This window comes from Sinobaca qinghaiensis, assembly GCF_003610495.1.
Taxonomy (GTDB): domain Bacteria; phylum Bacillota; class Bacilli; order Bacillales; family Marinococcaceae; genus Sinobaca; species Sinobaca qinghaiensis.
The window spans coordinates 466760-478137 of record NZ_RAPK01000008.1 but is presented as its reverse complement, the minus strand read 5'-3'; the positions used below and the strand labels follow the sequence as shown (position 1 = coordinate 478137).

The 11378-nt window shown below is 33.1% G+C and carries 13 protein-coding genes, 1 tRNA gene and 2 rRNA genes; 12 read left to right on the top strand and 4 right to left on the bottom strand.

Annotation, left to right across the window (positions count from 1 at the left end):
• The 4 genes from ATL39_RS09720 to ATL39_RS09705 form a co-directional block, all read left to right on the top strand.
• Window positions 1-155 (top strand): 23S ribosomal RNA (locus ATL39_RS09720); the annotation flags it as partial.
• Between the two features lie 61 nt (window positions 156-216).
• Window positions 217-333, top strand: a 5S ribosomal RNA gene (gene rrf / locus ATL39_RS09715).
• A gap of 69 nt (window positions 334-402) precedes the next feature.
• Window positions 403-478, top strand: a tRNA-Thr gene (locus ATL39_RS09710).
• Between the two features lie 171 nt (window positions 479-649).
• Window positions 650-1576, top strand: a complete 927-nt coding sequence (locus ATL39_RS09705) for an HNH endonuclease (protein ID WP_120193142.1) — start codon at window positions 650-652, stop codon at window positions 1574-1576.
• A gap of 13 nt (window positions 1577-1589) precedes the next feature.
• Here ATL39_RS09705 and ATL39_RS09700 read toward each other — a convergent pair whose 3' ends face one another.
• Together ATL39_RS09700 and ATL39_RS09695 are read right to left on the bottom strand one after the other, a co-directional pair.
• Window positions 1590-2798, bottom strand: coding sequence for a tyrosine-type recombinase/integrase (locus ATL39_RS09700; protein ID WP_120193141.1), 1209 nt, complete (start codon window positions 2796-2798; stop codon window positions 1590-1592).
• Window positions 2799-3704 (bottom strand): hypothetical protein, encoded by a 906-nt coding sequence (locus ATL39_RS09695; RefSeq protein ID WP_120193140.1) that lies wholly within the window; start codon window positions 3702-3704, stop codon window positions 2799-2801.
• Between the two features lie 243 nt (window positions 3705-3947).
• On the opposite strand from ATL39_RS09695, the gene ATL39_RS09690 reads away from it, so the two are divergent.
• The 7 genes from ATL39_RS09690 to ATL39_RS09660 all read left to right on the top strand — a co-directional run bounded on the left by ATL39_RS09690 (window position 3948) and on the right by ATL39_RS09660 (window position 9696).
• Window positions 3948-4172, top strand: a complete 225-nt coding sequence (locus ATL39_RS09690; RefSeq protein WP_120193139.1) for a hypothetical protein — start codon at window positions 3948-3950, stop codon at window positions 4170-4172.
• Entirely contained in the window at window positions 4153-4317 is a 165-nt protein-coding gene (locus ATL39_RS17685) for a helix-turn-helix domain-containing protein (protein WP_120193138.1), read from the top strand. Before ATL39_RS09690 ends, ATL39_RS17685 begins: the two co-directional genes overlap by 20 nt.
• Before the next feature lie 27 nt (window positions 4318-4344).
• Window positions 4345-5172, top strand: a complete 828-nt coding sequence (locus ATL39_RS09680) for a DnaD domain-containing protein (RefSeq protein WP_120193137.1) — start codon at window positions 4345-4347, stop codon at window positions 5170-5172.
• Window positions 5084-5884 (top strand): ATP-binding protein, encoded by an 801-nt coding sequence (locus ATL39_RS09675; RefSeq protein WP_245960966.1) that lies wholly within the window; start codon window positions 5084-5086, stop codon window positions 5882-5884. Before ATL39_RS09680 ends, ATL39_RS09675 begins: the two co-directional genes overlap by 89 nt.
• Window positions 5885-5979: 95 nt before the next feature.
• Window positions 5980-6378, top strand: a complete 399-nt coding sequence (locus ATL39_RS09670) for a terminase small subunit (protein ID WP_120193136.1) — start codon at window positions 5980-5982, stop codon at window positions 6376-6378.
• A 266-nt stretch (window positions 6379-6644) separates the two neighbouring features.
• Window positions 6645-7163 (top strand): hypothetical protein, encoded by a 519-nt coding sequence (locus ATL39_RS09665; protein ID WP_120193135.1) that lies wholly within the window; start codon window positions 6645-6647, stop codon window positions 7161-7163.
• A gap of 55 nt (window positions 7164-7218) precedes the next feature.
• Window positions 7219-9696: a hypothetical protein gene (locus tag ATL39_RS09660; RefSeq protein WP_120193134.1), complete on the top strand. Its 2478-nt coding sequence runs from the start codon at window positions 7219-7221 to the stop codon at window positions 9694-9696.
• Between the two features lie 291 nt (window positions 9697-9987).
• On the opposite strand, the gene ATL39_RS09655 is transcribed toward ATL39_RS09660, so the two are convergent.
• Window positions 9988-10230 (bottom strand): DUF2513 domain-containing protein, encoded by a 243-nt coding sequence (locus ATL39_RS09655; protein ID WP_120193133.1) that lies wholly within the window; start codon window positions 10228-10230, stop codon window positions 9988-9990.
• Between the two features lie 26 nt (window positions 10231-10256).
• Entirely contained in the window at window positions 10257-10484 is a 228-nt protein-coding gene (locus ATL39_RS09650; protein ID WP_120193132.1) for a hypothetical protein, read from the bottom strand.
• A 385-nt stretch (window positions 10485-10869) separates the two neighbouring features.
• Here ATL39_RS09650 and ATL39_RS09645 point away from each other — a divergent pair, with 385 nt between their 5' ends.
• On the top strand, window positions 10870-11334 hold the full coding sequence (locus ATL39_RS09645) for a Panacea domain-containing protein (protein ID WP_120193131.1): 465 nt from the start codon (window positions 10870-10872) through the stop codon (window positions 11332-11334).
• Window positions 11335-11378 lie beyond the last annotated feature (44 nt).

Sequence of the window (11378 nt, the reverse complement as noted above, 5' to 3'; positions counted from 1 at the left end):
CTGAAAGCATCTAAGCATGAAGCCCCCCTCGAGATGAGATTTCCCATCACGCAAGTGAGTAAGATCCCTTGGAGATGACAAGGTAGATAGGTCTGAGGTGGACGTGCGGCGACGCATGCAGCTGACAGATACTAATCGATCGAGGACTTATCCAAATACTTTTTCCATTCGGATGTCGCTATCCAGTTTTGAAGGAACCACCGGTTCCCGATGTTGTCCGGTGACAACGGCCAAGAGGTCCCACCCGTTCCCATGCCGAACACGGAAGTTAAGCTCTTGTGCGCCGATGATAATTGGGGGGCGACCCCCTGTGAAAGTAGGACGTTGCCGGGCTACTTATTTATAAGATTTGTAGAAAATTTGGTCTCCCAGAGATCAGATTTTCTTCTATATAATATACAGGCTTCCTTAGCTCAGCTGGTAGAGCGCATCCATGGTAAGGATGAGGTCACCGGTTCAAATCCGGTAGGAAGCTCCATTACACAAACGTTCAAAGCCTTCGTATAGAAGGCTTTTTCTTATGTCTGAAAATGGTACAGTTTACCTTCGTTTGGACTGATACAGGGGGTTTGGGTACGGATTGGGTACGGATTTTTAAATTGTATTTATATCACTGTTTATAATAAGATAAATAAAAGGGAGGTAGGCAATGGAAAATATACTTGAGATATATAGATCCGAGCTTGATCTAACGGATACTAGATACTTTATATTAGACACTAAAGGTATTGCTCAAAATTATGACGACAAAGAATTTAGCTCTTATGATTGGTTGCCAAGTCGATATAATAGAGTAAGAGAAGGGGATCTTTTTATTTATAGAAGGCCTGCTTCTTCTTCAGAAGTCAGAGGTTTGTTTTATTTTTTTGGAGCTGGGCGTATTCATTCAATAACTGATATTGGCGCAGGTAGAATAAGAGGTTACATAGATAAACCAATTAAATTTGATCCTTTCCTTTTGCAAACAGATCTAGAAGAATTTCCTTGGGAATTCAAAGACAAGGGGCCCACTTGGGAACATTTCTTCAATCAATATGGCATGAATGAAATCAAAAAAAGAGATTTTACAGGGCTTTTAAAATTAGGGTCTAGTGATAAATCAGATATTCACTTTGAAGAAAAAGAAGAATCAGAAGAAGTGAAAATGTATCAAGATCAACAGCAGGGAAATTATTTTGTGGAGGATTTAGCAAGCACACAAAAAGTTAGAAAAGGCCAAAGTGTATTCTCTACACAAGTTAAGAGAAACTACGGTTTCAAATGCGCTTTATCAGGTATTGAAAATCAATCGTTCTTAATTGGATCGCATATTATACCTTGGGCTGCAAATAAAAGCGTGCGCTTAGATCCTTCAAATGGAATATGTCTTTCAGTTGAGTTAGATAAGGCGTTTGATAAAGGGTTTATAACAATAGATGAGTCTTATAAAGTCTTAATATCTACTGAGGTAAATAACTATCCTAATTTAAAAGCTAAATTAGATGTATATAAAGATAGAAAAATTAAATTGCCTACAAAAAATCCACCAAGACAAGACTACTTGCAATGGCATAGAGAGAATATTTTTAGAAATTAAAAGAGAGCAGCTGCTAGTTTTTAGCAGTGCTCTCTTTTTTTATATTAGATGACTGTTTTTTAAACACTCCATCAAACTCTTTTGCTGTCTGCTTATCAGCCTGCTGCAGCACATGGCCATATATATTCATGGTGGTCATAATATCGGCATGTCCCAAACGATCCGCTATAACTTTAGGATGCACGCCACGATTGATTAAGAAGGTAGCAGAGGTATGGCGAAGATCATGGAAGCGAATGTGTTTCAAGCCGTGACGTTTCGTGAATCGGCTCCACCATTGCCCAACACTAGTAGCATGCATTGGCTTTCCATCCCAGGAAGAGAATACAAAGAAATGATTGTGATCGGCCCACAATTCTCCGGCCTGCAGCTTGTCCTTGCTCTTCTGGTGCTTATACTCTTTTAGCATATGAACCACGTCCGCAGGGAGTGACATCTTCCTGGTACGGCCTGTTTTCGGCGGGCGTATTAAGCTACCCTGTCCGGCCACGTATTGCACCGTTTGAACCACTTCTAATGTTCCCTCCTGCAAGTCTACTTTATCCCACTCTAAGCCTAATACTTCACCTCTGCGTAATCCTGTAGAAAAGACCAGAGTCATCATAACTTTCCATTGTTCCGGCTCATTTTTCAGGGCTTCAAATAGCAATTCAATCTCCTGGTTGTCATAAGCATCAGCCCGGCTTTTTGTTGCTTTAGGCTTGCTTACATTAGCCACAGGATTTGTTTTAATGATTTCCCAGTCTACAGCTCGAGAGAAGATGTTCTTCAGGATCCGGTGATTAAACTGCAGCACAGAAGCGGAAAGGGTAGCTCCTTCTTTTTGCGTATGCTGGCCGGGCTTCTGCAGCTCATTCATGTAATCGACTATATGAAATGGTTTTATGTCAGAAAGCTTCATATCTCCAAAAACAGGCAGCATCCGGCGTTCAATCGTTTTTACATAGCTATAGTAAGTCGTGGGGGCCAGTTCCTTTGCGGCATATTTGTTTTTCCATTCCTCTACAAAAGCGGAGAAATGCATTTTCTCTGGAGCAATATATTCCCCGGATTCTATTTCTGTAATAAATTGTGCCAGATATCTATTAGCTTCTGTTTTATTTTTAGCAGTTACAGTTCGATAACGTCGGATGGGTCTCCCATCCGCTTTGTATCCTATATTTATTCTAAGCCGCCAGCGGTTCTTGCCTCTTTTCTCTAAGCTTCCTTTCCCTTCTATCACTTAAATCCCTCCCTGTAATCTTTTCTGTTTTAAAATATTGTTATGTTTCATTTCACAGCTAGACCTTTTACGTCCTGGCATAGGCGGACAAAATCTTTGTCTTTGATGAGTGACTTCGAATATTTTATTGCAAGATTCGCAACGACGTAATTTAACACGATTATTAAATGCTTCTATAAGAAAGAAATAGCCAATTTCAAATAAATCATAAAATACGGCATTATATATAGTCCCATCTAACTCAGTAAAATGGGGTTTATAAGAAAAAGGTTTCAAACTATTGAATTTTGTTATTAAGAAAGCTTTTGTTTCTTCATGGGTCATATGCGAATCGGTGGAATTTTTAATTGCTGGGTGAACAATATTATCTCCTAAATATGCTGCTAAATTTAAAAATATAGACTTATATTTTTCCAATTCCTTATAAAAATATTCTAAATCCATAATAATATGGTTAATCATATTAGAGTTAGTTAGATTATCATCAAATTCAACTCCAGTAGGCAATCCCCATGTGTTAATGAATTTCATTAAATCATTTTCTTTATCAAAGTCTGTTTGGGCTAACAGCGGGTAAAGCGTTTTTCCATATGTGGTAATGGAGAAGGTTTTGTATGCCTGCATTATAGTTAAGTGTGGAGTAGGGGCAGCTGAGGTAGCAAAGATATCAGTAGCCAAAACATATTTTTTTGAAGAGCTAGAGTTTTTATTATTACTTTTAGCAGAAAGAATCTTTAATAATTTTTTGATTTCTATATTATGCATACTCTCATTTGAAGGATAGAAAATCCTGTCGTGAAGTAATTTCGGAGGAAATATATTGTCGGAGCCGTTACATAAGCTATAACTGTCATATACAAGTAAGTGACTTTCTGTTTTTATATTTCTTTCAAAAAAATTTTTCATGTCGTATTTCTCCTTTAGATAGCAGATAATAGTTGCTTTATTTAGATTACGGGGGCGAATTTCAAAAGATTTATATCAGTTTTCTCCTTTTTTAACTAAAAAACAACATAAAATATAACATAAAATATTTTTTTAAGTGTTGATTTTTTGTCAGAACTGTATATAATTAAACTTAGCTTAACACAATAACTACAAATAAAACAACAATATTAGATAATTTATGTAGTTTAAGGAGGTGAGATAATGTTCGATAGAAATAAAGAAATTAGGAAAGCTAAACAAAATGTTCCTTACTGGCTGATAGCTGAGCGGCTGGCCGTCCACGAGAACACACTTAAAAACTGGATGAGAAAAGAATTACCCGATAAACAAAAAACACGAATTTTAAGAATAATTGAAGAACTAAAATTTGAAATTGAAAAGGAGAGGGATCAAATTGGCAGAGAGGATGACATACACAGTAGCTGAAGCCTCAGAAATAGTTGGAATAAGCAGACATCTCCTTTACAAAATGATAAAAAATGGCGAAGCCCCGGCTTGTAAAGTTGGTAGAAGAATTTTAATAAAAAAAGACAGCCTAGATAAGTGGCTTAATAATTTAGAAAGAACTTGACTGTAAATAAGGAAAGGAGAGTTTTATGTGGCATATGAAGGGTGGATTAAACTCCATCGAAAATTAATGGAAGGAGAAACCTTTCAAAAGCTCACTGCGGTTCAAAAACTAATCGCAATCTATATAATCTTAAATGCTAATCACGGGCCGAGTATTTGGCATGACAAATACAAAAACATTGACGTTAAGGTTGATACAGGGGAGTTAGTAACGTCACGAAGTAAAATAATGAAGGATTGGTTTGGAGGGGACAAGGAGATAACTGAACAAAAAATAAGGACAGCTTTAAAAAAATTAGAAAGAGAAGGTTTTCTAACCATAGAAGCAACCAAGTACTACACTAAGTTAAAGGTAGTAAACTACAGTATTTTTCAACATGCAGAAAGTAAAAATAACTTATCAAATAACCATAGCTTAACCAACTATCAACCAAAGGATAACCAATTGGTAACCACAAACAATAATTATAAAAATGTAAAGAATGATATTAAATTAAAAGAGGAAGAAACGAGAGTCTCACCGGCACTACAAGCATGGGAAGCTAATTATGGAAAAGTGAAGCCCTTAATTAAAGAAAGTATTATTGGGTGGGCGGGAGCGTTCTCAGATGAGCTTGTGATAGAGGCTATTAAGCTGGCCGTTAAGAGAGGTGGACACACTTTTATTTTCACAGAAAACATCTTAATTGAATGGAAGAAAAATAATATAACTACTCTAGAAGAAGCAGAGAAATATGAAAATTCTAAACAGAAAAAGGAGCAATATCATGGAAAAAATAGAAGAAATGATGAAAAAGTTAGAAGCACATACGAAGAAAGAAAATCAAAATATAACTTCCAATCAATTGGACACTAGAAATTATCATTGCAGTAATTGCCAAGATAGGGGAGGTACAGTTGAAAAAACAGAAGAAGGATACGAGGTGTATGTTCCCTGCCCGTGCCAGGAACAAAGACGAATAGATAGGTTATTTAAATCTAGTGGCATTTCTAAGGAATTTCAAAACGCCTCTTTTCAACACTTTAGCTTAAAAGACAAACACTCTCTTGTTCTGGAAGCTTATAACACTTCAATAAAATATTTTAAAGATTTTGAAATCATTCGAAATGAACGAAGTAATAGTTTGATGCTTTTAGGCCAGCCCGGCTCGGGGAAAACACATTTGCTTACGGCGCTATCTAATAATCTCATTAAAAGAAGGAAAGTTTCGTTGCATTATTTTCGTTATGTAGAAGGGTTTAATGATCTTAAAGATGATTTTGGAAAGTTAGAAGAAAAAATGAATCTAATGAAGAAAGTAGATGTGCTATTTATCGATGATTTATTCAAACCGGCACGAGGTAATCCTAGAGCTACCGAATGGCAGATAGAACAAATGTATGCAGTGATAAACTATAGGTATTTCGCCCATAAACCAATTCTTATTTCAAGTGAACTTACGTTGGATGAATTAGTAAATGTGGATGAAGCATTAGGTACGAGATTGGTACAAATGGCCACAGATAAGATAGTTACAATAAAAGGAGATCCTCGCCAATTAAATCACAGGGTCAAGGGATTACTGTAAAGTAAAGAAACGTTATTTGAAAAATTGTTGTAATTTTACTTCCCTTCTCATTGCCCCTTCTCTTTTTTTAAAGTATTTTTAAGGGTGTGAATAAAATGGTGCTATCAGAAAAGCAAAAGAAATTCATTGATCACTATATGAAAACGGGTAATGCTGAGAAATCTTATGAAGCAGCTGGATACAAAAGCGCAAGAGGAAACGCACATAAACTACTGCAAAATACTGCAATTCAAAACGCTATCAGTATAAGGAATAAAAATGTAGAAAAGATCAGGTTAGCAGATCTTAAAGAAGTTCAGGAATTTTGGACTAATACTATGAGAAATACAGAATTAGAAACCAAGGAGCGGCTGAAGGCTTCTGAGCTACTTGCTAAATGCAACGGAGCTTTTCTAAATAGGATAGAACACACAAATAGTTTTCCTATTAATATAAACATGGAAAACTTTACAGAGGAAGAACTAAGGCGATTATCTAAAATGACAAAATTATAACTGAATTTATAGACCTTTATGGTAATTGAAATGCAATTAATAACTATTAAATATTTGAATGCTTAATTATTATTTAGTAAATTCATTTAAAATATTATTAGTTCATATAAATTTAATCGAAAAAGAATACATAAGTATTAATTTTTATTCTTCTATTTAGTTGACTACTTGACCTACAAGTAATAAGATGGTAAGGATACAAATAAAAAGTTATTTTGCTTGTGAGATTTAATACATAGATTATAGTTAAAGAAGAGGTGTGAAATATGGCTACAAACGAGGCGATTTCTTATGCTCTTGTTTATAAGCATTTATTAGGTGTAACTCCTAGTGCCAAAACTTATAATGAGAGAATTACAGCTCAAAAAATTGCTTATCTAGCACAAGCATATGGAACATATATCGGGGAAGTCAATTTCTTTTGGCATAAAAGAGGTCCGTATTCTCGTGCTATGACCTCTATACTTTTTGAAATTGAAAATAATAAAGTTGAAATTAATAACCTGATTTCTCAGTTGCAAATAAAAGAAGCTATAAAGCCAAGTTTAGAGAAAGTTAAAAAAATAATAAACAATAATCCTATTTCTTGTCCTATAGTTGTGTGGTTAGAAATATGTGCATCAATTCTTTTTCTGAGTAAAGAATTGAGAACAGATAAACCGGAAGTATTGGTAAAAGAATTGCTTAAGAAAAAACCATTTTTAAAAGAGCATGAAGAAAGTATTTGGAGAAGTATTAATTTAATGTTAAATAACAATAGCACTTTAATTCAAAATTGTTATTAATTCGAGATATTAATGTATAATCACATTAATATCTTTTTTTGGTGGTGAAATGGTAATGGAGAAAAAAAACTATCTTTTTCAAAATTGTTCAAATGAATTTAATAGTTGGAAAGAAAGTATTTTGAGTTACAGTATTGAAGAAAATAGTGAAGCGGATACCAGAAGTAAATATATCGATTCTTTATTTAAAGAAGTATTCGGGTGGGAAGAAACACAAATCAAAAGAGAAAAGTATGCGAGTAAGATAGGTTATTATGATTACTTGTTTGACTCTGGAAAAAATAAATTCATTGTTGAAGCAAAAAAAGACACAATTGAATTTAAAATGCCTCGTAAAAATAAAAGTGTTAAATTATTTGCTTTAGAAAAGAGTAGTCCGGAGCTCGTCAGTGCTATAAAGCAGGGAATAGACTATGCAGCTACAAAAAGAGTACAGGTAGTTTTAGTTAGTAATGGAACACAAATGGCAATTACATACTTACCAAATATAAATAAAATAAAATCTAATGACACGCTATTATTTTCTAGTATAGAAGATATGGAAGAACAATTAATAGTACTATATAATTTACTATCACCCAATTTAGAAGGAGAAAAACACTTAGCCGATACTATTACTAATGGTGAAGATGCACCTATAATAAGAGGGAAACCTACCTATAATTCCAAAGTGAATTCATTGCAAGACAGCAAAGACAGTATTATAACTGGAAATCAAATAACCACTTATTTTGAACAAATTCATAATATTTACTTTTCAAATATAACTGATGACGAAGAATTACTAAGAAAATGTTATTGTGATAACGAAAGTAATACTAAATATGAAAAGGAAATTGAAGCTGTTTTAAGAGATAGAGCCCCTTTAATGAGTTATCCTGTTGAAAAGCCGGCTCAAGATATAGAAACCACAAAAAAATCTGCTGGAACTTTTGAGAAACTCTTCTTTACTCCTAAAAATACAAAAATGTTTTTGTTATTGGGAGGATCGGGTGTAGGGAAAACTACATTTATATTTCGTTTCTTTAATTATATTATTAAAGAAGAGCAGAGGCAGCATTTAGTTTGGCTTTACCTAGATTTTAAGAAACTGAACGAAGAAGCTATAGAGATAGATGAGTTTATCTTATCAGAAATAGAGGATCAACTTTTTGAGAAGTACAATAACTTAGAATTATTCACTAATCCTAAAGTTTTAGAAGCTATTTATAGTGAAGATTTAAAAAAATCAAGTGGATTTATATCTTTTTATCCTACAGAAGGAGAAAAGCAAAGCGCTAAAGCCGATTTAATTAGAAAATGGAGTCAAGATAAAAAACATACGGTAAAAAGAATATATGAATATTTAAAATCATTAGGTATGTCCACTAGTTTAGTGTATGATAATGTGGATCAATTAGAAAATGAAGTACAAACAAGAGTATTTAAAAGCGCTAATGCGTACAGAGAAAATTTACATACCACCATACTTTTTTCAATGAGAGAAGAAGTATTTTATGAGAATAAAGATAACAAAAAGTTTAATTTTTCAGATATAGAAATCTTTCATGTGCCAGCTCCTAGGTTTACTAATGTTTTAGCAAAAAGGCTTAAGTATCTTAAAAGTAAGACACCTGAAGGCGAAACTTTTAAAATCGAAAATCAAAAAGGTAGTTTTGTAAATGTGAAAAAGCAAGATATTCTAGAAGTGCTTAAACAAACATTTCTAGGAGATGAAGAAAATATACTATTAATAGAAATGTTATCAAATAAAGATTTAAGAGATTGCTTGCAGTTATTCAAAGCTGTTATTTCTTCTAGTAGCATAAATTTTGATAATTTATTAATTTCAGCAGGTATGTATGCACAAAAACATAAAAGTTTTTTAAAGCTCGATAAAAACGAAATACTTTTAGGGATGGCTCTTAGAAATAGAACTCATTATGAGAGTCAAAAGTCTGAAATAAAAAATATTTTTGAAGTAGAAGATGATGGTTTTTATTCTCATTTTACGAAATTAAGAATATTAAAATATGCTCAATCAAAACTCCATAATAAAATAAGCACTAATCCAGCAGGTTATTTTAATGTTAAAGTTATGTATGATGAAATCTTTAGTAATCTAGTTAAAGATTTACCAACATTTATGGAAATATGTAAATCACTGCAAACATTTGGTGCATTAAATAACTCAAAAGGCTTAATAAATAGCATATCAAAAGATGATTTTTTAATGTTGGGCCCAGCGGGTCAATATTATTTAAAGAATTTAAAAAGTCATCCCTACTATTTGTTTTTAGCTGCAACTGATACACAAATAGCTTCTTTAGAAACTCATAATGCGATAATGGAAGAGTATAGTAAATATTTAAACTCTAGTGTCCCTATGGTACCTAAAAGAATCGAATATATTGCATTAAAAATGGCTGAGTATTTGAAAGAAGAAGAAGAAAAAGAAAAAAAGTTTTTAGAAAGTTTAAATGTTCATATACCGAGTGAACTTATGTGTCTTTCAGAAGATATTCATAGCGAGTTGAAAGAGACAATTGGTTAATGATTTTGCACAAATATTCAATATTGAAAGCTGTCTCGCTTAGTTATCAAATAAGAGTGTATCTTAAGCGACTTTAGTCATCGAGCAGTATGAGGATGCTTGAATAATGAATTTACTGAAATAATAACGATAAGTTAAGAAATCAGCAGCTGGTGAGCTGCTGATTTTTTGAGTGAGAAATTGTTACTCTAACGTTAAATCCCGAAGTGTTTTTTCATTTCTATTTTAAGATATTCTGTTAGCACGTCTATAGGCACGTTCCCTAACTCTTATAGACTCTTTAGCTTTATTCTAAACAGTATCGCTTTCTGCTGCTTCTAGAAAGTCATGGCCTATTGAGGTAATCATTAAATTGGTGTAGATGGGTAAGCTGAATTTAGTTTTTTTAATTTTGGACTCTATAAAGCCACTGTCCGCTAATAAATACATATGATAATCTTCTTTTTGTGTAGTTGGAGTTATATTAGTTCTTGGTCGGTAGTAATTTTTAAAGCCTATTAAAAGGTTACGAATCATTTCAGTACCTCTTTCCATGCTTATTAATTTGCCTCCATTTAAAATTAAGATTGTCTTTCACATAATTTATAAAGCACTTTTTTAGCTTCTTCAAGATCAGCTGTTTTTAAATTCCTCCAATTTACTTTCGAATGATTTTTTGAAGTAGTGGCTGCACCGTGATATTCGTCTTTCCAATAAGCAAGCTTCATTTCCCAATCTGTTGAAACAGTCATTACGCCCTGCTGAGTTTCTATATAAGTAAAATAGTGTTCTATTTCGACAAAATGCATGAGATCGTCCTCCTAATTATTAGGTGATTTTAAGTAATATTTCTATAAAGATAAAGATAACTTTGAGGTATTTCAAATAAGAATTTAACAGTTTGGTTGATTTCTGTTTTCAATATTTTATGGTTAATAAAATAAAACCTCTTTATTGGATTGTACAGTGTCCAGTAAAGAGATCAAAAGGTGTTTCAAATATAGTTTTAATTTTTGTTACAGATTTTATTAACAAATTAAAGCTAGCTTTTATCGCTTCTGTTGTATTAAAACGTAGTGAAATGGGGTAAAATATAAATAAGAAGTATTACATTTCTTCGATTTTATATAAAATCTACGTAACCTAAACAAAAAAACATGCAAAAAATTGAATTTTAAATAAGGAGGATTTAGTATGACAAACGCTCTTAGTGTTGCGAATTACTTTTTGTCTAAAGGTGCAAATGGCGGAAAGCGTGATACTCAAGTGTCTCCTCTTAAATTACAAAAATTGCTATACTATGCTCAAGCTTGGAATAGTGCTATAAAAGGTGACTCTATGTTTAATGAAGAGATTGAAGCTTGGGTGCACGGGCCTGTAGTTTCGGACGTGTACAAACATTTCAGGGACTATGGATACCAACCGATTAATGAATTCAATCCAAAAGAAATAAAAAAAATAAAATCTGAACATCGAGAGCTATTAGATGCAGTTTGGAATGCTTATGGACATTATGATGCAAAAGAATTAGAGGAAATGACTCATCAGGAGCCTCCTTGGAAAGAAGCTAGAGAAGGATTATCTCCCACTCAAAACTCTAACAATAAAATCGAGATTGATAGTATGATCAGGTACTTTAGAGGTTTTGCTTCATCTTAAAGAGGACTTTATAAGTCCTCTTTTTATTTTATAAAATAGAGGAA